General features: G+C 57.8%; 23 protein-coding genes. 9 read left to right on the top strand and 14 right to left on the bottom strand.

Annotated elements, in window-relative coordinates; translation table 11 throughout:
- Window positions 1-60: 60 nt before the first annotated feature.
- Together ON16_RS03355 and ON16_RS03350 are read right to left on the bottom strand one after the other, a co-directional pair.
- Window positions 61-417, bottom strand: a complete 357-nt coding sequence (locus ON16_RS03355) for a RidA family protein (protein ID WP_040659384.1) — start codon at window positions 415-417, stop codon at window positions 61-63.
- Between the two features lie 72 nt (window positions 418-489).
- On the bottom strand, window positions 490-1,059 hold the full coding sequence (locus ON16_RS03350) for a uracil-DNA glycosylase (RefSeq protein ID WP_040659382.1): 570 nt from the start codon (window positions 1,057-1,059) through the stop codon (window positions 490-492).
- Window positions 1,060-1,153: 94 nt separating this feature from the next.
- Between ON16_RS03350 and ON16_RS03345 the strand changes: the two genes are divergently transcribed.
- Window positions 1,154-1,675: a putative ABC transporter permease gene (locus ON16_RS03345; RefSeq protein WP_040659380.1), complete on the top strand. Its 522-nt coding sequence runs from the start codon at window positions 1,154-1,156 to the stop codon at window positions 1,673-1,675.
- Between the two features lie 7 nt (window positions 1,676-1,682).
- Here ON16_RS03345 and ON16_RS03340 read toward each other — a convergent pair whose 3' ends face one another.
- Window positions 1,683-2,621: an alpha/beta hydrolase gene (locus tag ON16_RS03340; RefSeq protein WP_040659378.1), complete on the bottom strand. Its 939-nt coding sequence runs from the start codon at window positions 2,619-2,621 to the stop codon at window positions 1,683-1,685.
- 85 nt (window positions 2,622-2,706) lie between these two features.
- Here ON16_RS03340 and glpK point away from each other — a divergent pair, with 85 nt between their 5' ends.
- Together glpK and ON16_RS03330 are read left to right on the top strand one after the other, a co-directional pair.
- Window positions 2,707-4,218, top strand: a complete 1,512-nt coding sequence (gene glpK / locus ON16_RS03335) for a glycerol kinase GlpK (RefSeq protein ID WP_040659376.1) — start codon at window positions 2,707-2,709, stop codon at window positions 4,216-4,218.
- A gap of 187 nt (window positions 4,219-4,405) precedes the next feature.
- Window positions 4,406-4,792 carry a zinc ribbon domain-containing protein gene (locus tag ON16_RS03330; protein ID WP_243441753.1) on the top strand — a complete coding sequence of 129 codons (387 nt, stop codon included), beginning with the start codon at window positions 4,406-4,408 and terminating at the stop codon, window positions 4,790-4,792.
- A gap of 76 nt (window positions 4,793-4,868) precedes the next feature.
- Here ON16_RS03330 and ON16_RS03325 read toward each other — a convergent pair whose 3' ends face one another.
- Both ON16_RS03325 and ON16_RS03320 read right to left on the bottom strand, forming a co-directional pair.
- The gene (locus ON16_RS03325) at window positions 4,869-5,453 is read right to left on the bottom strand and encodes a hydrolase (protein ID WP_040659372.1); all 585 of its coding nucleotides are present in this window, start codon (window positions 5,451-5,453) and stop codon (window positions 4,869-4,871) included.
- 71 nt (window positions 5,454-5,524) lie between these two features.
- Entirely contained in the window at window positions 5,525-6,211 is a 687-nt protein-coding gene (locus tag ON16_RS03320; protein ID WP_040659370.1) for a DUF2461 domain-containing protein, read from the bottom strand.
- Between the two features lie 253 nt (window positions 6,212-6,464).
- On the opposite strand from ON16_RS03320, the gene ON16_RS03315 reads away from it, so the two are divergent.
- The 4 genes from ON16_RS03315 to ON16_RS03300 all read left to right on the top strand — a co-directional run bounded on the left by ON16_RS03315 (window position 6,465) and on the right by ON16_RS03300 (window position 12,698).
- Window positions 6,465-7,280, top strand: coding sequence for a histidine racemase CntK family protein (locus tag ON16_RS03315; protein WP_040659367.1), 816 nt, complete (start codon window positions 6,465-6,467; stop codon window positions 7,278-7,280).
- Window positions 7,281-7,478: 198 nt separating this feature from the next.
- A complete protein-coding gene (gene secA, locus ON16_RS03310; protein ID WP_040659365.1) occupies window positions 7,479-10,229 on the top strand; it encodes a preprotein translocase subunit SecA in 2,751 nt (916 codons plus the stop codon).
- 84 nt (window positions 10,230-10,313) lie between these two features.
- Window positions 10,314-11,123 (top strand): peptidoglycan editing factor PgeF, encoded by an 810-nt coding sequence (pgeF, locus tag ON16_RS03305; RefSeq protein ID WP_040659364.1) that lies wholly within the window; start codon window positions 10,314-10,316, stop codon window positions 11,121-11,123.
- A 30-nt stretch (window positions 11,124-11,153) separates the two neighbouring features.
- Entirely contained in the window at window positions 11,154-12,698 is a 1,545-nt protein-coding gene (locus ON16_RS03300; RefSeq protein WP_040659363.1) for an ABC transporter substrate-binding protein, read from the top strand.
- Between the two features lie 137 nt (window positions 12,699-12,835).
- On the opposite strand, the gene lexA is transcribed toward ON16_RS03300, so the two are convergent.
- Window positions 12,836-13,465 (bottom strand): transcriptional repressor LexA, encoded by a 630-nt coding sequence (gene lexA, locus ON16_RS03295; RefSeq protein ID WP_040659362.1) that lies wholly within the window; start codon window positions 13,463-13,465, stop codon window positions 12,836-12,838.
- Window positions 13,466-13,843: 378 nt separating this feature from the next.
- Between lexA and secG the strand changes: the two genes are divergently transcribed.
- Window positions 13,844-14,071: a preprotein translocase subunit SecG gene (secG, locus tag ON16_RS03290; RefSeq protein ID WP_040659360.1), complete on the top strand. Its 228-nt coding sequence runs from the start codon at window positions 13,844-13,846 to the stop codon at window positions 14,069-14,071.
- A 128-nt stretch (window positions 14,072-14,199) separates the two neighbouring features.
- On the opposite strand, the gene ON16_RS03285 is transcribed toward secG, so the two are convergent.
- The 8 genes from ON16_RS03285 to ON16_RS03250 all read right to left on the bottom strand — a co-directional run bounded on the left by ON16_RS03285 (window position 14,200) and on the right by ON16_RS03250 (window position 20,807).
- Entirely contained in the window at window positions 14,200-14,919 is a 720-nt protein-coding gene (locus ON16_RS03285) for a polysaccharide deacetylase family protein (protein WP_040659358.1), read from the bottom strand.
- Between the two features lie 125 nt (window positions 14,920-15,044).
- On the bottom strand, window positions 15,045-16,190 hold the full coding sequence (locus ON16_RS03280) for a TPM domain-containing protein (protein WP_040659356.1): 1,146 nt from the start codon (window positions 16,188-16,190) through the stop codon (window positions 15,045-15,047).
- A 53-nt stretch (window positions 16,191-16,243) separates the two neighbouring features.
- Window positions 16,244-17,434: a toxic anion resistance protein gene (locus ON16_RS03275; RefSeq protein ID WP_040659354.1), complete on the bottom strand. Its 1,191-nt coding sequence runs from the start codon at window positions 17,432-17,434 to the stop codon at window positions 16,244-16,246.
- A 59-nt stretch (window positions 17,435-17,493) separates the two neighbouring features.
- Complete coding sequence (locus tag ON16_RS03270; RefSeq protein WP_040659352.1) at window positions 17,494-17,724, bottom strand: hypothetical protein; 231 nt, start codon at window positions 17,722-17,724, stop codon at window positions 17,494-17,496.
- On the bottom strand, window positions 17,724-18,428 hold the full coding sequence (locus ON16_RS03265; RefSeq protein ID WP_040659350.1) for a 5-bromo-4-chloroindolyl phosphate hydrolysis family protein: 705 nt from the start codon (window positions 18,426-18,428) through the stop codon (window positions 17,724-17,726). The genes ON16_RS03270 and ON16_RS03265 overlap by 1 nt, the downstream gene beginning before the upstream one ends.
- Before the next feature lie 112 nt (window positions 18,429-18,540).
- Window positions 18,541-19,083, bottom strand: a complete 543-nt coding sequence (locus ON16_RS03260; protein WP_243441752.1) for a DUF6512 family protein — start codon at window positions 19,081-19,083, stop codon at window positions 18,541-18,543.
- A gap of 66 nt (window positions 19,084-19,149) precedes the next feature.
- A complete protein-coding gene (locus ON16_RS03255) occupies window positions 19,150-19,779 on the bottom strand; it encodes an MBL fold metallo-hydrolase (RefSeq protein ID WP_040659348.1) in 630 nt (209 codons plus the stop codon).
- 86 nt (window positions 19,780-19,865) lie between these two features.
- Window positions 19,866-20,807 (bottom strand): DUF4349 domain-containing protein, encoded by a 942-nt coding sequence (locus ON16_RS03250; protein WP_040659346.1) that lies wholly within the window; start codon window positions 20,805-20,807, stop codon window positions 19,866-19,868.
- Window positions 20,808-20,979: 172 nt separating this feature from the next.
- On the opposite strand from ON16_RS03250, the gene ON16_RS03245 reads away from it, so the two are divergent.
- A complete protein-coding gene (locus tag ON16_RS03245) occupies window positions 20,980-22,017 on the top strand; it encodes an alpha-hydroxy-acid oxidizing protein (RefSeq protein WP_040659344.1) in 1,038 nt (345 codons plus the stop codon).
- Window positions 22,018-22,298: the final 281 nt, after the last annotated feature.

The following is a 22,298-nucleotide window of genomic DNA, read 5'->3' as shown; positions in this document are numbered from 1 at the left end:
GGATAGTCGAGTGCTTCTCCTTAAACCGAAATCCGGCCGTTTACAGCCTATTTGCGTTTTTTATCTTTGCCGATACGCAATCGCATCAACCTGAAAATCAATTCCATCCCTAATAAATTTGGTTTCAAAGGCTTTTCTTGTTGGATACTTCCCGTGAAATTTGTTTTGAATGATTTCTGGCAAATAATTTAAATCATCAATATTTTTAAATAAACAATCCATTTTCACAACGGATTCCAGCGTTAATCCAACCATTTCAAGTCTTTGCTCTAATACCTCAAAGGCTCCCATTATCTGCGCCTTGATATCTTGTCCTTCGTTTTTCATACAGTAACCTATGAACACAAAATGGCCTGCCTCAATGACAGTGGAATCCGCCCAAACTTCGTCTATTTCAATTCTTTTTATTTCGCTCATTTATATTCCGCCTCTTCACATAATCACTTACGCCAATTCCGATTAATTGTCCCGTTATAGGTTTCCCTGCCCTCAAATCTTCGTCTCTGGACAAAGCTCCCGAATCTTGGCCTGCAAGCCCTTCAGATCCTCAAATGTCTCGGGCCGCTTCATCGGGTCCCGCAGGAGCGCAGAGGGATGATAGATCGCCATCATCTGCACCCCGTTGCGGGTGAACCACCGCCCATGCTCCGCGGTAATACGGAAATCATCCTTAATCAGTTCCTTTGCCGCAATGCGGCCAAGGCATACGAGAATTTTTGGGCGCAGCAACGCCATCTGACGGTCCAGCCAGCCCCGACAGGCTGCCATCTCCACGTTCAGCGGGTCCCGGTTCTGAGGCGGACGGCACTTCACCGTGTTGCCAATATACACCTTTGTCCGGTCCAAGCCGATCATCTCCAGCATATCGTCCAGCAGCTGGCCCGCCCGACCCACAAAGGGCACGCCCTGCTCGTCCTCGCTCTGGCCCGGTCCCTCGCCCACCAGAAAAATCTCTGCCGTCTCGCAGCCGTCTCCGAACACCACGTTTGTGCGGGTTTCCGCCAACCCGCAGTTTTGACATTGCAGACACTCCTGCCTCAAAATCTGCCAATCGTCCATAACATTCCTCCTCACCGGGTAATTTCCATCTGTCACGCCGCATGATTTTCCCGCCGCCGGACAAACTGAGAGAAAACAAGCGGAGGGTTTTTATTTGGCGTATTGGTTTTGGGTCTTCCTGTTTTACAGCTTGGCTGGCTGTTTTCTGGAACGGGCTTATGCCCACCGCGCCACCGGCGAGGAGCATCCCGTCCGGCGGTGTCTTTTATTTCTGCCTCTTTGCCCGGTATACGGCCTGGGAGTGATGGCGGTGCTGGCCCTGCCCGTGTCCATGCGGCAGGGGTTGTGGCTCCCGATTGCGGGAGCTGTGGTCACCACCGTTGTGGAATTTCTCTACCACTGGGCCTGTGAGGCTTGGCTGGGCGTGAAATTCTGGGACTATTCCGGTGTTCCCGGCAATTTACAGGGACGGGTGTGCGTTCCCTTTTCTCTTGCCTGGGGCACGCTGACCGCCGTGGCCCTATGGCTCATCCAGCCGCCGCTGGAAACGCTGATTGCCCGGATTCCCCCGGTCGTCACCTACCTGATGCTGCTGGTCTTCACCGCCGACGTAGTGTGCTCTGTGCGCATTCTCTCCGTCACTCACAGCGTCACGGCCCTGCGGGGGCAGACCTGATCGGCTCCTACGCGGGAACCGGCAGCCGGGCCAGCAGCCAAGCCGCCAAATCCCGGAAGACCTCTGCCCGGCAGGTGTCATTTAAAATCTCATGCCGCATGCCGGGATAGAGCTTCATATCAACATCCCGAACGCCCGCTTTGCGAAAGCTCTGATACGCCCGGCGAACGCCCCTGCCCCGCTCTCCCACCGGGTCTTCTTCCCCGGAGAGAAACAGCACCGGGGTGTTCCGGTTCATTTTAGCCACATTGCTCTGCTTTGTGATAAAGGCAATACCGCCCAGCATCTCGCTGAACAGCCCCACGCTGGGACTCTCCCCGCAATACGGATCGGCGGCATACCCGTCCACCACGGCGGAATCGGAGGATACCCAGTCAAACCCCGTCCGGTTAGGGGCGAAGGCCCGGTTGTAAGTCTCAAATGCCAGTTTTTCAATGGCGGGACTGGGATGTGTCCGTCCCACGCGCCGGCTCTCCCCGGCGGCGATGGCCCGGCCCGCCGCCACCAGCGCGGGAGACATCTGTCCGGTGCCCATAAGAATCGCACCGTTCACCGTGCCGGGATAGCGGATTAAATACGTCCGAGCCAGAAACGAACCCATGGAATGCCCCAGCAGAAAATAGGGTCGGCCAGGATATTTCCGTACCTCCCATTCCCGGACTGCGTCCAGATCATCCACCACCGTGTTCCAACTGCCCGCCTCACCAAAATACAGCCGGGGCGCGCCCTCCGCCACGGACATTCCGTGACCCAAGTGGTCGTTTCCCACCACGGCGAAGCCCCGCTCCGTCAAAAATTCCGCCAGAGGCTCATAGCGCAGGATATATTCCGATATTCCGTGGGAAACTTGCAACACGGCCCGGGGATTGTCCTCCGGCAGCCACTCCACGGCGTGAAGCGCGGTCTTTTTGTCGCCGGAGGGGATTGTAAACTCATTTTTCACCATGGCAACTCTGCCCTCCCTGTGATATACTGATTTTCATATAATATGATATCACAGACTGCGTAAAATTTCCACAGGAGGTTTTGCCATGGAGCCGTTTGTAGCCGCTTTGGATCAGGGGACCACCAGTTCCCGCGCAATCCTGTTCAACCGGGCGGGAGAGATCGTCGCTCGCGCCCAGCACCCTTTTCGTCAAATTTATCCCCAGCCCGGCTGGGTGGAGCATGACCCACTGGACATTTGGGAGACGGAAAAGCGGGCGCTTGCCCAGGCGGTAGACGCTGCCCACATCGACCCCAAGTCCATTGCCGCCATTGGCGTGACCAACCAGAGGGAAACAACCATTCTCTGGGACAGGAAGACCGGTCAGCCGGTGTATAACGCCGTGGTGTGGCAGTGCCGCCGGACGGCAGGTATCTGCGACGAGCTGAAGGCCCGGGGGGTGGGAGACGCAGTGGCGGAGAAAACCGGTCTTTTGATCGACGCGTATTTTTCCGGTACGAAGATCAAGTGGATTCTGGACAACGTCCCCGGCGTTCGGGCAAGGGCAGAGCGGGGAGAACTGCTGTGCGGAACGGTGGACAGCTGGCTCATCTGGAACCTCACCGGTGGAAAAGTTCACGTCACGGATTACTCCAACGCCTCCCGCACCATGCTGTTCAACATCCATACGCTGGAATGGGACGAAGACCTGTGTCGGGAGTTGGGGATTCCCATGGGGCTTCTCCCCCGTCCGGTGGGGAATTCCCAACGGTACGGCACGGTGGCGGAGGGGATTCCGGGTCTTGAGGACCTTGCGGGCATCTCTATCTGCGGCAGCGCGGGCGATCAGCCCGCAGCGCTGTTTGGACAGGGCTGTTTTCAGCCCGGGCAGGTGAAAAACACCTATGGCACAGGCTGCTTCACCCTGATGAATCTGGGCGGTGTGCCGGTGCGGTCCAACGCGGGCCTTGTCTCAAGCGTGGCGTGGAATTTGAACGGCAAAACCACCTACGCGCTGGAGGGCAGCGTCTTTAATGCGGGCAGCGCCATCCAGTGGCTGCGGGACGAGCTGGGGCTAATCGCAAACGCCCCGGAATGCGACCGTCTGGCGGAAAGCGTGCCGGACAGCGGCGGCGTGCTGGTGGTCCCCGCGTTCACAGGACTTGGCGCACCCTATTGGGACATGTATGCCCGGGGCGCGGTGCTGGGCCTGACCCGGGGCGCGACAAAGGCCCACCTGTGCCGCGCCGTGCTGGACTCCATCGCATTTCAGGTTTGCGATCTCATGCACGCAATGGCCACCGACGCAGGCCGTCCCCTCACCGGACTCCGGGTGGACGGCGGTGCGTCCGTCAGCGATATCCTGCTCCAGATTCAGGCGGATATTCTTCGCCTGCCGGTGGACCGGCCCGCGCAGGTGGAAACCACGGCCTTTGGCGCGGCGGCGCTGGCGGGACTGTCCGCCGGTGTGTGGACGAATCTCGACCAGCTTTCCGCCCTGCGCCGCAGCCAGCATGTGTTCCGTCCCCAGCGGGATGAAGCCGTCTGCCGGGCAGAGCTGCGGCGGTGGAGTCGGGCCGTGGACCGGGCGAAGGGTTGGATTGAGCCGGAACTATGATGCAAAGCGGCGGACGGACGGCAATTTTTAACAAACCGATAAGGGTTTGAGAACGAACTGTGAATTTTGGAAAAATCGGTTGCGTTTTCAAAACCGGCAAGGTATACTGAGTCCAACAAGTCCAATAGGATCATCAAAATGTGAGAGATATAGCGCAAAAGCGCAGGATATGAAAGGGGTTTTTAGCATGGCATTGGAATTTTTGAACGATCTGGGCAAAAAGGCACAGGCGGTCGCCGTCGTTGCCGCCGACAAGGCGAAGGACGCTGCGGAGCTGGCAAAGATCAACATGGCAATCGCCGGCGAACAGCGGGAGATGGACAAGAATTACCGCACCATTGGCGAGTGGTATGTCAGCGAATACAGCGGAGCGATTCCTCCTGCCGTAAAGGATCTGGTGGATTCCGTGATGGCCTCCAAGGCGAAGATCGCGGAGCTGGAAGCCAGCAAGCCCGTTAAGGAAGAGGCTGCCGAGCCTGTTCAGGCGCAGCCCGCCAACAAAACCTGTCCCATCTGCGGAGCGGTATCCGACAGCAAGTTCTGCCCCCAGTGCGGAGCTCCCATGGGCGAATAACTGCAAATAAAAAGAGAGCGCGGCGAATTGCCGCGCTCTCTTTGTCGCATATGCAGTTTCGCTGGCGGCGGGCGCTTTACAGCGCCGCCATCCCGGCGTTGACGGTGTCCTCGCAGGCACGCATGGCCTCCAGCGTTCTGCCCAGAAGCTCGTCCAGCTCCCAACCAAGGCGCTCTGCACCCTCCTTGATGATATCACGGGAGCAGCCGGCGGCAAATTTTTTGTCCTTGAATTTCTTTTTCAGGCTGGAAAGCTCCATGTCCTGACAGCTTTTGCTGGGGCGCATCCGCGCCGCCGCGCCGACCAGCCCGGTCAGTTCGTCGGCGGCAAACAGAACCTTTTCCATTTCCTCAACCGGCTCCACATCGCAGCAAATACCATACCCATGGCTGCAAACCGCGTGGACAAGTTCATCGCTGCAGCCGATCTCCGCCAACAGCTCCGGAGCCTTTTTGCAGTGCTCCTCCGGCCACTTCTCAAAGTCCACGTCGTGCAAAAGTCCCACTGTGGCCCAGAACTCCGCGTCTTCGCCATAACCCAATTCGTTTGCATACCAGCGCATAACCCCCTCCACCGTCAGTCCGTGCTGAATGTGGAACAACTCGCCGTTGTACTTGCGCAGCAGCGCCAGCGCTTTTTCTCTCTCCGGGCAGTTTTTCATGGGAATCTCCTCCATTTTTGAATGATAAGCCGCATTATACGCCCATATTCCGGCGTTTGCAAGTCCTTGGCTCAACCGGGGACCCGGGGGTCGGGGTCGCCTTCCAGCGTCACGAAATAATCGTAATACGGCAGCAGAAATTGATAACCGCTTTTCAGCCGATCCACCAAATCCCGGGAAAAAATAATCTCGTCCAGCTTTTCATCATGGCTGAGGGAAAAGCTCTTTTTCGCGTACCATGGTTTTAAAAGCGCACTGGGTGCGCCTTCCTTGGGGCGCTTGTACTCCTCCCCCGTTAGGACGAACTCCTTCTGGCGGCCCAGCTTGCGGGTGAACGACTCCATCATCTGAGGGTCCCGGGCCATCCGGGCGCGGAGCTTCATCATTGTGGCGGGCGTGGCGCTGTAATATCCAAGACCATAGCTCCACTCCTCCGGCCCCAGCTCAAACCAAAAGGTGGGCTGGCTGGTCCATACGCTTTCCGCCGGAGCCTCCACACTGAGCCACAGGTTGTCCTTATAGGGCCCGCGCCCGTGGAGCCGCCGGGCATCCCGATAGATGCGGGAAACCCGGCCTCGCAGAGGAAGGTCCGGCCGTTGTTCCGTGAACCAATCATACAGCTCGTCCCCCAGCTCCCGCATGGGCCGGTAAAAATGGGTCAGGTATTCCTCCTTATGGGCCTCGAACCACGGTTTTTCATTGTTGAAGCGGATGCCCCACATGAAATCAACAGTCTCGTCTGTAAATCCCTTGAACATGTTATCCTCCCATACCGTTGTTTTTCCGACCCACCGCCGCAATTTTCCGGCTGGATGGCCGATAGCGCGATGCCCGGCTCCTGCAGGTGCATTATGCCGCAGAATGCTGCATGTAATCATCTCTTTGTGTCTATGATACCACCAATTCCGGCAAAAAAGAATTGCAAATATCATTTTTTTCGAAGGGGTTTGCTTTGCGGTATGTCCGTGCTATACTATGTTAATTATACTCTCATAATCGGGAGGTCAAAACATGAAACTGGATTATACGGTCTGGGACCCCACTAAAAATATCACACTGCTTGTCTCTACCCCCGTTCCCCGCGGGGAACAGCCCCACGTTGCCGCAAAGCTGATGTCCGCGCACCCGCATGTGGAACAGGTGGGCTTTTTGGAGCCCGCCGCCCTCCCCGGCGCGGCTCTGCGGCTGCAAATGATGGGAGGTGAGTTCTGCGGCAACGCCTCCATGTCCGCAGCCGCGTTCTTAGCGGAGCGGGATGGCGTCTCGACAGGTGGTGCGGATGCCCCCGCCTCCTTTTTGGCGCTGGAGGTATCCGGCTATCCCGGTCTGCTTCAATGCCGCCTGTCCCGTCGGGTGGAGGGCGGCTGGAACGGCACGGTGGACATGCCCCTTCCTGAGAAAATCGACACGGCGGAGCTGCCGGGCGTAGGAACTGTTCCCGCCGTGATTTTTGACGGCATCACCCACTGTATCGTCCCCGCAAACGCCATGACCCGCCCGGCGGCGGAGGCGGCCATTCGCCCGCTCTGCATGGCTCTGAAAGCCGACGCCTGCGGCATTCTACTCTATGACGAAACCGCCGCATCGTTTGCGCCGCTGGTATACGTGCTCTCCACCGACACGGCGGTGTGGGAATCCGGCTGCGGCAGCGGCAGCGCGGCTCTGGGTGCGTATCTGGCCTCTCAAGCGGGCGGAGACTGCACCGCCGAACTGTGCCAGCCGGGTGGAACCATCTCCGTCTGCGCAAGATGGAACGAGGGCCGCATCTCTGCTTTGACCATCACTGGATATGTGGCCCTTCTGGAACAAGGCAGCTGCGAAATTTGAGGGTTTTGCACAAGTTTTCATGAGTGCCCCCATGAAAAGTGCCCAAATGTAAATTTTTTTGTTGGGAAACGATTTTCTTTGCATTTTGAATCAAACTGTGATATGCTATCGTTGCTTTTGGTGTCTACCTATTTAATAGAGGAATATCATTCCCGCTTTTTCCGAAAAAGCGGGGTCAGAAAGGATCTATAACCAGCTATGAGCTTCATGAAGAAAATTTTCGGGGATTATAGCTCTCGGGAGCTAAAGCAGATCTATCCCATTGTCGACAAAATCGACGCTCTGGGCGACGAGTATAAGGCGCTGTCCGACGAGGAGCTGCGGGGCAAAACCCAGCAGTTCAAGGATCGTCTTGCAAACGGCGAAACGCTGGACGCCATCCTGCCCGAGGCATTTGCCACCGTGCGCGAGGCAGCGGACCGCGTTTTGGGTCTGCGCCCCTACCGCGTACAGCTGGTGGGCGGCATCGTGCTGCATCAGGGCCGCATTGCGGAAATGAAGACCGGCGAAGGTAAGACCTTGGTGGCCACCCTCCCCGCCTACCTCAACGCACTGACGGGCAGCGGCGTTCACATTGTCACCGTCAACGATTACCTCGCCAAGCGCGACAGCGAGTGGATGGGCAAGGTGCATCGCTTCTTGGGCCTGAAGGTGGGTCTGATTGTCCACGGTCTTACCACCGCCCAGCGTCAGGAGGCCTATAACGCCGATATTACCTACGGCACCAACAACGAGATGGGCTTCGACTATCTCCGGGACAATATGTGCATCTACTCCACCGAGCTGGTTCAGCGGGGCCACGCCTTTGCCATCGTGGATGAGGTGGACTCCATTTTGATCGACGAGGCCCGGACCCCCCTTATCATCTCCGGCCAGGGCGACAAGTCTACCCAACTTTACGACATGGCGGAGATGTTTGTCTCCCGCCTGAAGAAAAAAGTCGTGGCAGAGGTGGACAACAAGGAAGAGGAAGACGAGAACGAGGACGCCGACTACATCGTGGACGAGAAGGCCAAAACCGCCATGCTCACCGCGAACGGCATTGCCAAGGCGGAGCAGTTCTTCCATCTGGAAAACCTGTCCGACCCTGAAAACTCCACGCTTTCCCACCACATCAATCAGGCCATCAAGGCCCATGGTGTGATGAAACGGGACATCGACTACGTCGTTCAAAACGGCGAGGTCATCATTGTGGACGAGTTCACGGGCCGTCTGATGTTTGGCCGGCGGTACTCCGCGGGACTTCATCAGGCCATCGAAGCCAAGGAGCACGTCACGGTCGCCAGCGAGAACAAGACGCTGGCCACCATCACCTTCCAGAACTATTTCCGCCTGTATGACAAGCTCTCCGGCATGACCGGTACGGCCATGACCGAGCAGGAGGAATTCGGCACCATCTACAATCTGGACATCATCGAGATTCCCACCAACCGCCCCAACGACCGCAAGGACAACCACGACGTGGTCTACAAGACGGAAGCGGGCAAGTACCGCGCCGTCATCGAGCAGGTGAAGACGTGCCACGAAAAGGGACAGCCTGTGCTGGTGGGTACGGTGTCCATTGAAAAGAACGAGCTGCTCAGTGAGCTTTTGAGCAAAGAGGGCATCCCCCACAGCATCCTCAACGCCAAGAACCACGAGAAGGAAGCAGAGATCATCGCGCAGGCCGGCAAGCTGAACGCCGTGACCGTGGCCACCAACATGGCGGGCCGTGGTACCGATATCATGCTGGGCGGCAATGCGGAGTATTTGGCGCAGGCGGACCTGCGGAAATCCGGCTTGTCCGACGAGATGATTGCCGAAGCCACCGGCTACGCCGAGACTGAGGACGAAGAAATCATCCATGCCCGCAAGCAGTATGCCGACGCGCTTGCAAAGCACAAGGCGGAGATTGCTGACGAGGCCGGCAAGGTCCGCGAAGCGGGCGGCCTTTTCATCATCGGCACCGAGCGCCACGACTCCCGCCGGATTGATAACCAGCTGCGCGGCCGTGCCGGCCGGCAGGGCGACCCCGGCGAGACCCGGTTCTATATCTCTCTGGAAGACGACCTGATGCGCCTGTTCGGCGGCGACCGGATCACCAACATGATGGAGAAGATGGATCTGGACGAGGATACGCCCATCGAGAGCAAGATGCTCTCCAAGGCCATTGAAAATGCCCAGACCACCGTGGAATCCCGGAACTTCCAGTCCAGAAAGTCCGTTTTGGAATACGACGACGTGATGAACAAGCAGCGCGAGATCATCTATGGTCAGCGCAAGCAGGTTTTGGACGGCAAGGACCTGAAGGAAGTCATTTTGAACATGGCCCGCGCGGCTATCTCCGACCATGTGGCGCAGGCGTTCGGCGAACAGCCCGCCTTGGATGAGGCCGGGTTCCACGACATGATCGCGGGACTTGAAGGGCTGTACTTCCCTAAGGGACAATTCCACTTCACCGAAGAGGAGCTGACGGAGAAGACCGAGCAGAGCTTTAACGATCTGTTCTATGCGGAAGCGGAAAAGACATACGATATCCGTGAGCAGGAGTTCACCCCCGCTATCACCCGCGAGTTGGAGCGCGTCATCATGCTGCGCGTGGTGGATGAATACTGGATGGATCACATCGACGCCATGGATGATCTGAAGCAGGGTATCCGCCTGCGGGCCTACGCCAACACCGACCCGGTCATCGCCTACAAGCAGGAATCCCTGACCATGTTTGAGGAAATGATTTCCGCCATTCAGAAGGAAACGGTGCGCCGGATGTTCTCCGTCCGCATCAAGACCAATGAAGAGGTCAAGCGGGAGCGCGTTGCTAAGGGAATGACCGAAAACGTGGGCGGCGATGACACCGCGCCGAAAAAGCAGCCCCGCAAGGTCAATAAAATCGGCCGCAACGACCCTTGCCCCTGCGGCAGCGGCAAGAAGTTCAAAAACTGCGACTGCGCCGAATATCACTCCAACTAAGTACGGAGCTTTCAACCGATGAACCGTCCCCTGTTCTCCCGCCGGGAGTGCGGGGGACGGCTCTGCATTTCAGGAGGTTTGTCCATGTCTCTCATCACTCACGAGGAAAACGCCCTCGTTTATTTCACCTCTCCTCTGCTGGATGGCTGCGAAGGCATTGCCCACGGGTTCTCCACCCGGAAGGGCGGCGTCAGCAAACCGCCCTATGACACGCTGAATCTGGCTCCCAGCCGGGGCGGAGACCCAGCGGCGGTGGAGGAAAACTACCGCCGTTTCTGCGCCGCCGTGGGAACCGATATGCACCGGGTGGTCCTGGCCCAACAGGTTCACGAGACAACCGTGCTGCAGGTAACGGAGGAACGGGCGGGAATGGGCCTTTGGCGGGACCGGGACTACACCGCCGACGCATTGGTAACCAATGTGAAAAATCTGCCACTGACGGTTTTTTCCGCCGATTGCGGCATCATCCTGCTCCACGACCCGGACGCGGGCTGCGTGGGCGCGGTCCACGCCGGATGGCGGGGCTGTGCCGCCGGGATTCTGGAAAAAGCCGTCCGGGAGATGGAGCGGCTGTACGGCGCAAAAGCCGATCGGATTTTGGCCGCCATCGGCCCCTGCATCGGCCAGTGCTGCTTTGAAACGGATGGCGACGTGCCTCAGGCCATGACTGCGGCTCTCGGCGCGGACGCCGCGCCCTATCTGGAAGACCGGGGCGCAAAGTGGCATGTGGATCTGGCGGGCTTAAACCGCCAGTGGCTGCTGCGGGCGGGCGTCGGCCCGGAGCACATCGACGTCAGCGAGCTTTGCACCTATTGCCGCTCGGACTTGTTCTGGTCTTATCGCAAGGTGGGCGGTCGGCGGGGCGCGCAGATCGCCATGATCTCCCTGCGGTAAATGGATTCTGTTTGTTGAAACGGAGAACGTATGAAGCATTTCAAAAAGGTCTTAATTCCTTTGCTCTGCGCCGCCCTTTTTTTAAGCGGCTGCACCTCCGTATCGGAAATCGGAGACGAGGAGTTTTTGCCCGGGCAGTCCGACGGGTCATCCTCCCAGTCCGCATCTGCCGAGCAGCCCGCCGTCCTGCCGGAGGAATTGGCTCTGCCCTACTATCCGGAACTGAGTCTGGACCCCATCACCTGTCCCGACGGCGTGCAGCAAACCGTGGCGGCGCTCCTGTGCGAGGGGCTTTTCGAGCTGGATGAAACCTTTACGCCCCAGCCTCTGCTCTGTTCCTCTTATACCTCCGATCCCACCGGAACCGTTTATACCTTCACTCTTCGATCCGGTGCCCTTTTTTCCGACGGCTCCCCCCTCACGGCGGCCGATGTGGCTGCCACACTGCGGCGCGCCCAGTCCTCGGGACGGTATGGCGCACGCCTGAGCGATGTGGCTTCCATCGCCGCGGGAGACGGTACGGTAACCATTACTCTTTCCGCCCCCAGCACAGCTTTTCCGGCTTTGTTGGATATTCCCATCGTGAAATCCGGTACGGCGGACACTGTCCCCGTGGGAACCGGTCCCTATCTCCTTGTCCCCGGCAGCGGTGATGCCACGCTTACCGCTAACCCAAACTGGAAGGGCGGCCGCCAGCCGGTGGACCGTATCGTTCTGCGGGCTGCGGCGGACCCGGACGTTGTTCTCTATCAGCTTGCCTCTCACGATACGCAGCTGCTGACATCCGACCTCACTGGGGCCAGTCCGGTCAGCGTCACCGGCAACATTCAGTTTTATGACGCGGACTCCACCATTTTTCAATATGTGGGCATTAACGTCTCCTCCCCCGCCCTGTCCGGTGCCGCCGTGCGGCAGGCACTCAATCTGGGAATCGACCGGGAGCAGACCGTCAGCGCATATCTATCCGGCCACGGAAAGGCCGCTCAGTTCCCTATTTCCCCTGCCTCCTCAGACTATCCCCAATCGCTGGAGACCACCTATTCCTACGACACATTCCAACAGGCCATGACCACCGCCGGCCTCGCTACCGGCACAGCCGTGTCGCTGACGATGCTGGTCAATGAAGAGAGCAGCTTCAAGGTGGCCGCCGCCCGGCAGATTGCCGCGCAGCTGTCAACCTTTGACCTGAAAATTGATGTTCGCGTTCTTCCGTGGGCGGACTACACCGCCGCGTTGGCCGCCGGAAACTTCGATCTCTATTACGGCGAGGTGAAGCTCACGGCGGATTGGGATTTGCGCGCCCTGTTGTCCACCGGCGGCGCACTCAACTACGGCGGCTCTTCCGACCCCACGCTGGACACAATGCTGAATACCTGTCAGACCTCCGGTGACCGCCCTGCGGCCTTTTTGTCCGCCTGCCGCCGCATACAATCCCAAGCTCCCATCCTGCCGATATGCTTTAAGACCGTCTCCGTATTGGTGCAGAGCGGCGTGGTGGAAAATCTGACGCCCACTGCCGCCAACCCTTTTTACAACCTAGCGGATTGCACGGTCCATCTTCAAGACGAGGGCTGAACGCCACGCAGGTTTTCCTAAAAAAAGCAAACGGGCAGCTGTCTTTGGCAGCTGCCCGCTTATCATTCTCAACTTTTGATTTTCGTGCTGTATTAACTTGTGTTTCCGCCCCACCGTTGTGCGTCGTTTCGCGCGGCTCAGTACCGCCGAACCACAGCGGTCACCTTGCCCAGAATCTGGGCCGAAGTCCCGTCAATGGGCGAATAGTCCCGGTTTTCCGGCAGAAGCCAAATGTGCCCATTTTTCCGAGAAAACCGTTTGACAGTGGCCTCGTCGTCGATCATGGCCACCACGATTTCCCCATTGCTGGCAACGGGCTGGCGGCGCACCACCACCAGATCCCCATTCAAAATTCCCGCGTCGATCATGGACTCGCCCCGCACATGAAGGGCAAAAAATTCATCCATTGGGCCGTCTGGATCGAAGGTCAGATAATCCTCCACGCATTCCTGCGCCAAAATGGGACTTCCGGCCGCAACATTGCCCACAATGGGGATTTTCCCCAGAGGCGGCTCCTCCCCAGCGGGGGCGGGCCTTCCATCCTCTCCCTGCGCCGAACGGGTTAGCGCAATCGCGCGGCCCTTGCCCGCGCCCTTTTCAATGTACCCGGCCTCCTCCAGATGCTTGAGGTGAAAGTGAACCGTGGAGGGAGACTTCAGCCCAACCGCTTCTCCGATCTCCCGGACAGAAGGCGGATAACCCTGTTCCCGGATGCAGGTTACCAGATAGTCGTAGATTTTTTGCTGCATTTTGGAAAGCCTCTCCATGGGAAGCACCTCCGCTTTCGTTTTTAATGCGGCGCAGAGCGCCGAAACGCACGTATCATCATCGCTTCGCAATGACAATCGCATGATTTCATCATGCGGCTATACCATCTTTGACGGCATAACCTTTGGCGCACGCGCCCGCAGTACGGACGGATGCGCGGATCGCAGCCGCTCTACGGCTATTATAGCACATCCGTTTGTGATTTGCAAACAGATGTTCCATTTAATTGGCTAAAATTTTTGCAGTGTTTCTCCCGAAAGTCCACGGTTTTTTCAAAAAATGCCTTGCCATTCCGGCAAAACTGTGATAGAATTCAAGTCTGTGAATACATCTTCCGCACTTTCTCTGCGGAAATGATTTTTTGGAGGAATCTTGAGATGCAGCTTTTTGTTACGATTTTGCAGCTTCTGTTCGGCCTGGCTCTGATTCTGGTCGTGTTGTTCCAGTCCGGCAAGAGCGCGGGACTGTCTGGTTCTATCGGCGGCGTGGCCGACTCTTTTCTGGCTAAGAATAAGGCGAAGACCGCCGACGCAAAGCTGGCCCGGGCTACCAAGTGGATTGGCGCCGTTTTCGTTGTTCTGACGCTTGCCCTGAACGTCATCTGATCTGTCTTCAAAAAAGCGTCTTCGTGGGACTTCCCACGAAGACGCTTTTTCTTTTCCCTCGTCAGTGCCACGGGAAATTTCACTTTGGGGTATCCGAATTGGAATCCTCCCGCCACGTTTTTGGGAGTTCACTCCGCCGCTTTGCGTGCGCTGGTATAAAATTCCCCCGGCTGCGGAGTCACGCCGTACAGCGCCATCAGTTCCTCCACCGTTACAAATTCATATCCCTGCGCCTCCAGCTTATCCACGATCTGGAGCGCCGCATCCACAGAGGTCGGGTAAAAGTCATGGAGCAAAATAATATCTCCCGGCTGTACCTTTTTCAGCACGGCGGAGACTACCTTCTGTGTGTTCAGCAGCTTCCAATCCTCTGGGTCTACGCTCCAGTGGACCAGCGGCGTGGAAAACCACTCCCGCTGGTTTTGGTTTAAAAGGCCGTAAGGCGGACGAACCCAATAGGTTCCATCCCCTAAAATGTCCCAGATAGCGTCGTCGGTTTTACAGATTTCCTCGCTTACCGCAGCCTCAGGCAGTCCTTGCAGCTTTACATGATCCCATGTATGGTTCCCCACCTGATGCCCCTCGTCCCTCATTCGTCGCACCAAATCTTCATTTCCCGCGATTTGCTGTCCAATCATAAAAAAAGTGGCGCTCGCGCCCCGTTCCCGTAGACCGTCCAGTAGTCGTCCGGTCGTGCTGGCCCGTGGGCCGTCGTCAAAAGTCAGCGCCACATACTTCGTCTCTGTGATTTCTGCCGTGGCCGTCGCCGGAACGGCGTTTTCCTCCCGGCAGCAGAGCATCAGTACCGCCGCCATAATCCCCAAAAACGCCATTCTCTGCCCTTTCATGCCACACATCCTTTCCGTTTCGTCATAAGACAGTCTATGTAATTTTCGGGGAATTACACGCAAAAACGCGAAGGCATCTTTATGATGTCTCCGCGTTTTATGTTTATTTAATTTATAAAAAATAATTAATGACGTCCGCCGCCTCCGCCGAAGCTGCCACCGCCAAAACCTCCGCGGCCGCCTCCGCCGCCGAAGGACCCTCCGCCAAAGCTGCCGCCGAAACCACCACGGCCAGCGCCGCCTCCAAAGGAGCCACCACCGAAACCGCCGCGGCCAGCGCCGCCCCCGAAGGAGCCGCCTCCAAAGCCGCCACGACCAGCGCTGCCCCCGAAGGAGCCGCCGCCAAAGCCACCGCTATGAGGGGGACGAGGTCCGGAGCCACCGCTGCCGCCAAAGCCGCCCGGCCCTCTGGGAGGACGGTTATCGTGGTGCGGCGGACGGGGCGGACGAGGCCGGTGAGGCCGCCCCCAGAAAACCGGATAATACATCACGGTGGGTATGCCCATACCCGGGCGCATATACCGCCTCCGATAGCGGTTGTACCGCATCCGGTCCAGCAAAACCCAGATCATCAGCAGTACAAGCAGCATCACAATGACTTCGCCCAGCAGGTCTCCCAGCGTGGGCGCAAAGTATCCGCTGGTCTCTGAGCGATAGCCGCCGCTGATAGAGGAATAGCTGTCCTGCACGGCGGGGATGTAGTTCTCCTTCACCGTTACGCCGTATCCATCGGCCAGATATTCCGTCAAGGCGTCAAAGGTGTTCCGAACGGCGGCGTCATAGTTCCCCGCCACAAAGTCAGACTCCATGTAGCTGTTCATAATGCTGTTAATGGAGTTGCCTTCGCTGGAGGAAAAGCCGCTGCCCCAGCCAATGTAATAGTCTCCACCGGGCTGGCCGTTATAGGTGTTGTCCAGCGCCAGTACGAGAAGGATTCCGTTGTTTCGCTCTGCGCTGCCCACACCCAAGCGGTTAAATTCCTGCTCCGTATAGGCGGCGATATCCGCATCCCCGGTGGTTGAAATCACCTCCACGGCGATCTGCGCGCCAGTCTGGGCAAAGAGGCTGGCGTTGATGGCATCAATGTGAGCGCTGGTCTTTGCAGACAGTGCATTCTCCTGATCCATCACATACGTATAGCTTCCCACCACACTGGTAGACGCTTCCGGCAGGTTTTCGGCGGGTTTTTTCACCTGCCCGATGGCGACGGCACCTGCCAGAGCCAGCACCATCACAAGGGCCGCCACAGCCCGTTTTTGGAAAAATTTCATCTCATTACCTCAAAATTCAAACGCCGTCCCGGCGCGGGGACCGGTCCTACCGCTCAGTTATGCAGCTCCATCAGCTTCTGCTTCAGCTCGCCTTCGATACGGCCCAGTTCCACCTCAGCCTCTTTGCGCTTTGCCGCGCCCTCCCGCTGAATGTTCATCACCTCGTCCAGCGTGGAAATCAACTGCTGGTTGGTGTGCTGCAGCGTCTCAATGTCCACCACGCTGCGCTCCGCCTCCTTGGCCGTGGCGATGGTACCCATTTTCAGCATATCCGCGTTCTTTTTCAGCAGCTCATTGGTCATGTTGGTGACGGCGGACTGCGCCGCGGTGGCCTGACGGGAATGCTCCAGACCCAGCGCCAGCACCATCTGCGATTTCCACAGCGGAATGGTGTTCACAAGAGAGGACTGAATCTTCTCCACCATCAGCGTATCGTTGTTTTGCAGCAGACGGGTCTGGGGACCCATCTGGACGGAGATCATGCGGGTCAGCTCCAAATCGTGAATTTTCTTTTCAAACCGCTCGCACATCTGAACCTTGTCATTGTATGCCTGCGCGTCTTCCTGCGCACCGCTGGCCTCCGCCTTTTTGCGCAGTTCTTCCAGTTCCCCGGCGCGGTACGCGTTCAGCTTTTTCTTCCCCGCCAGAATATACATGGTCAGTTCCTTGTAATATTTCAGATTCAGCTCATACATCTGGTCGAACATCGCCACGTCCTTCATCAGCGTGATTTGATGCTGCTCCAGCTCGTGGGAGATGCGGTCCACATTCGTCTCCACCTTGGAATACTGGGCCTTCATCGTCTCCATCTTGTTGCCGGCCTTTTTGAACATGCCGAACAGGCCCTTTTTCTCCTCGTCCTCGCCAAAGCCCTTCAGTTCCACCACCAGCTCGGACAAAGACTTGCCCACGTCTCCCAAATCCTTGGTCTTCACAGAGCTGAGAGCGCTCTCGGAAAAGCCCGCCACGTTTTTCTGCGCCGCTGCGCCGTACTGCAAGATCATATTGGAGTCGGAGATGTCGATCTTTTTGGAGAACTCCTCCACCGCCTTCTTCTCCTGCTCGTTCAGCAAATTTTCATCCATCTGAACGGGAGTGACCTCCGGCTTAGGGGCCGCAGCCGCAGGCGCAGCGGGGGTAGGGACGGCGGTGTTCTCCAGCGTCAGCTCCGGGACGGCTTCCGCCGCGGCGGCCTGTGTAGGCTCCAGAGTCAGTTCGGGCATCATGCTGTTCTCATCAGGCATTGTTTCTTCCTCCGTTTAATTACATCATTTTTATAGTCTGTTCCTTTGAACCATAAAAACTACCATTCATCCGCTTCACGCTCCCGCGCTTCCCGCCAGCTCAGAACGGCGCGGACTGTGCTGTGAATCCCCTGCGCAACGGAAATCACAGCGATCAGGCGCGTCCACGTCCAGTCGTCCGAAACGCTCCATGAAACGGCTGCGGTGGCATAGGCCAAAGCCGCGCTCAAAATCTGCATCCGCCAGTCTTCCAGCGGGCGCTCCTCTTCGTCCAAGTCCTGCTTCTTCATCAAAGCTCCAGTTTGATATCGCCGTCATCCGGCGGATTGGTTTGGGCATGGAGCTGGTCGCCCACCAGACCCTCCCGGGCCATCATGGTTTCCAGCACCGTGATATCCGTGGAAATGTCCAGATTCTCGCTGCCAAACAAACTGTCCAGCTGCTTTTCAAATGCCGCCACGATGGTGCGCATCATCCCCTCCACCTTGGAGAGCAGGGAGTTGATGTTCTCCCCGGTCACACCGGCGGATGCGGCCCGGTCATAGGAATTGAGCAGCTTGAGCGTGGTAGGCAGGTAGTAGTCCATAAACTTGCGAATTTGGGGGAGCTTATCCGGGTTTTCCTTCACAAAATCAAAAATCTTTTGAGACACCTGCTCCAGCCGCACAATATCGGCTGAGATTCCCGGATCTGCAATGTTGTCGTCCAGCCGCCGCATCTCGGCGATGGCCAGCCGTCCGTCCTTCAGCATTTTGTCCAGCTGGGGATTTCCGGTGGATTTCTCCTGCGCAGGCTTTGCCTCTGCTTTTTTCTCCGTTTCGGCAGCTTTGGGCGCCACACCCTTGCACAGCAGCGTCACGCCGAAAAACACCGCCAGCACAATCGCCGCCAGCAAGGCAAAGTGCATGGGCTGATACAGGGGAAACAGCAGCGCATACCCCAGAGCCACGGCAGCCACCGCATAAAACGGGGCAACTGGTTTGTGAATGGTCATAAAAGGCCTCCTCGCCTCAAATTTCAATAAGTTATTATACTACTGCGCAAAGTCTCCGGTCAAGGGAAAGCCCCCTGAAACGTCTCCGTTTCAGGGGGTGTTTACAAATAGTTTACGAAGGAACGCCGTATACGCCCGCTGCCGCATCCCAAAACAAGGGCAGATGGGGCGGACGATAGGTCCACAGCACGAACACCAGCGCCAGCGCCCACAGCGCCGCAAGGCCCGCCGCCTGCTGCCAGCCGGAGGTGAGCCGTCCCGTCCGCCGCAGGCACAGGTCCAGCAAAAAGACTGCCGCCGCCGCGATCAGAAATACGGCGATATCCGCCCAGAGAACGTGTACACCCACAATGCCGGTATACGTGTAAAAGAGCAGCGGGATCAGCGCCGTCCCCACCCAGAGGGAAATTCCCCGGGACGCCAGAAAGTTGGGGGAATCCTGAAACCAAACTTCGATCATAGAGAATAAAAACGCCGGAAAAAACAGCAGCTTCATATGTTCCCAGACGGATTCGTTCACAGATAAAAATGCCGCCGCAATGCGGTTTTCTCCCGTCCATTTCCAAAGAAAATGCAGCGCCGTCCCCACTGCCACGGTGAAAAGAAAACCGCCCAGCGCCCAAAAGAGTCTGCGCTGCCGCACCGCTCTGCCCAAGCCTCCGCCCCCCATCCAAAAACTGCCTTCCGAAACAGTTTACGCAAAAGGCGGGAAACTATGCGCTCAGACGGGATACTTCAAAACAAGAACTGCGGGCGCGCACTCCCCGCCGCCCTCCTTGGGAAGATAGGTAAAGGAATTGCCGGGTAAGCGCTGTACCGCCGCCGATGGCCACAGGCGCAAAAAGTCTTCCACACCGGTGACCGTCTCCAAACCATAAGGCACGTGCCGGTAGTGCATGGGAACCACGCACCGGGGATTCAGCCCATCGCACACGGCCTTTGCCCCGGCGGCGTCCACCGTGTAGGTCCCACCCACGGGAACCAATGCTACGTCGCATTTGCCGATGGCGGCAAGCTGCTGCTTCGAAAGCGGATGTCCTAAATCCCCCAGATGGCAGACGCGCACGCCGCCCGCCGAGAAAACCCGGATGGTGTTCCCGCCCCGCAGCGCGCCTGCCTTCTCGTCATGGAACGAATCGACTTCCTCCACGGTGAAGGGACTGTCCGCCTTGGGCAGCAGCCGTACCGCGTCCGTGTAATTATGGTCAAAATGGCCGTGGCTGCAATAGACTTCATGGGCCTCCAGCTCCAGCGGTGGATAGCCGGGAACGCCGGTATAGGGGTCCGTTACAATCCGAAAACCGTCCTGTTCCAGAAGAAAGCAGGAATGGCCCTGCCATGTGATCGTCATGAGAAGTGTCCTTCCTTTCATTGGAATCCCCGAGCGGAAACGCCCATCCGCACCACGGGGCCGTTTATGCAGCCATTATAACGAATTTACTCCGTTTTGTCATCCTTCTTTTCCGCCTGTGGCTTTTGCCCCGTCTTGGGTAGCGCTCTCCTCTTGCGACGGATGTAGATCGCCCCGGCCAGCGCCGCCGCAATCAGCAGCACCCAGACCCAAGCATAGGCCAAAAACACGAGAACGCTCTGCAAAAACGTCACGAACCCGTGCGCCCCGGAGGAGAGCGCCGCCCCGATGCGGCTGGCAAACCCGGTGGCGGGCTGCTCTACGTTGGAGAGCTGATAGACCTCGTTCAGAGAAATGTTTACCGTGGCATAGTCGATCTGGGAATCGTAGTGCTTCAACTCGCCGGAAAGGGACTCGATCTGCTGTTCCGTGTCGGAGATGGCGCTTTCAATGGTGATGATGTCCTCCATGCTCTCCGCCTTGGAAAGAAGGGTTTGAAGCCGCTCCAGCTTGGTCTGCTGGGTGGATAGCCGCCCGGCGGTGTCGTAGTAATACTCCGACACGTCCTCCACGTTGGTATAGCTGTAAGTCACATGGCACAGCTCCCCTGCCCGGGTGAGAAATGCGTCGAACTTTTCCTGCGGGACCCGGACGGTATAATTTCCGCGCCGGTAGCCGGAACCGCCGTAATCCACGCCGCTGCTCTGCATCCAGCCGCCCAGTTCGCCAACCAGCGCGGTCAAGCCCTTCGCCGCGTCGTCAAAGGCAGTGGTCTCCATGTTCAGATCCGCAGTGTAGATGCGCTTGGCCTCGTCTGTACGTCCGGTATCCGCCCGGTCGGCATCCGCCGCCGAATCACTGTTGAAAAACTCCATTCCCCCGTAATTTCCCTTGGCGGCTTCCGTCGTCTCCGCCGCGGCCGAGGGAGATGCGTTCATCGCGGCTCCGCTTCCGGTAGAAGCGCCGCAGCCCGCCAGCAGGGTCGTTATGCAGATCAAGGCCGAAATCCATGCAAGTGCTCTTTTCATCGTTTGTTCCTCCTTGCTTTTTCGCGCTCCGTCTTCCGTGCGGAGGCGTTTGCTTACTTAGACGAAAAGCACTGGAAAAATGTTGCAGGATTCCTTGCCTTTTTTTTGATACGGCGTTAAAATAGCGGCAGCACATGCGCGAAACCTCGCGCATCATGGGAGGAAAAAGATCATGACATATCAGGAAGTTCTGGAAAACGCCCGCACATGCGTAGGGCCTCACTGCAAGGCCTGCCCGGTCTGCAACGGCATGGCCTGCAAGAACACCGTTCCCGGCCCCGGAGCCAAGGGAATCGGAACCGGCTTCATCCGCAACTATCAGAAGTGGCAGGAGCTGTGCGTCAACATGGACACCATTGGCGAGAACAAGCCCGCAGACACCTCCTTCAAGGTCTTCGGCCAGACCTTTGATCTGCCGGTGTTCGCCGCGCCTGTGGGCGCCATGACGCTGCATTACGGCGACAAGTACGACGACCTTACCTATAACGACATTCTGGTTTCCGCTTGCGCCGCCGCGGGCATCGCCGCCTTCACCGGCGACGGCACCAACCCCGCCGTGGTGGAAGGCGCGGTAAAGGCCATCGCCTCCAGCCATGGACACGGCGTCCCCACCATCAAACCCTGGAACATGGAGCTGATTCAGGAGAAGATGACGCTGACTAACACGGCGGACCCCTTTGCCGTTGCCATGGATATCGACGCGGCGGGACTGCCCTTCCTGAAGAATATGCAGCCTCCTGCCGGCAGCAAAACGGTGGATGAGCTGAAGCAGATTGCCGCGTGGGCGAAAAAGCCCTTTATCCTCAAGGGCATCATGACCGTTGAGGGCGCGAAAAAGGCCCTGCGGGCCGGGGCCAGCGGCATTGTCGTCTCCAACCACGGCGGCCGCGTGCTGGACAACTGTCCCGCCACGGCGGAAGTCCTGCCCGCCATCGCGGACGCGGTGGGCGGCAAGCTGACCATTTTTGTGGACGGCGGCATCCGCACCGGTATGGACGTGTTTAAGGCGCTGGCTCTGGGCGCGGACGCGGTTTTGATCGGCCGCCCCTTCGTCACCATGGTGTATGGCGGCGGAGCCGAGGGTGTTCAGACCTATGTGGACAAACTGAAGGCGGAGCTTGCCGACACCATGGCCATGTGCGGTGCGCACAGTCTGTCCGAAATTCGGCGGGACATGGTGGCAACTCCTCGTGATCTTGAAAATCTGTAATTTCTTTGAAACCTGAAAACGCCGCCTCCGGGATAAATCCCGGAGGCGGCGTTCCGTCTGTAAAGAAAAAGCAGCATCCTGCAAAAATGGCAGGATGCCGCCTAGGGTAACACCGCACAGAGATTGCGTGCAAATTGCGCAGTTCGATTTTTTGTCAAATTGTATCGGAATTTTGCCGTCATGCTGACGTATGGCGAAAAATTGATGCGGAAGATGGCGGAAACTATGCAAGCAAGCAGTGTGCAAAGCCACTAGACGTTCTTTGTGCGGTATAGCCCTGG

The organism is Oscillibacter ruminantium GH1, from assembly GCF_000307265.1.
Lineage (GTDB): Bacteria > Bacillota > Clostridia > Oscillospirales > Oscillospiraceae > Oscillibacter > Oscillibacter ruminantium.
The sequence above is the reverse complement of the archived record's forward strand: the minus strand, read 5'-3'. Positions and strand labels throughout refer to the sequence as shown.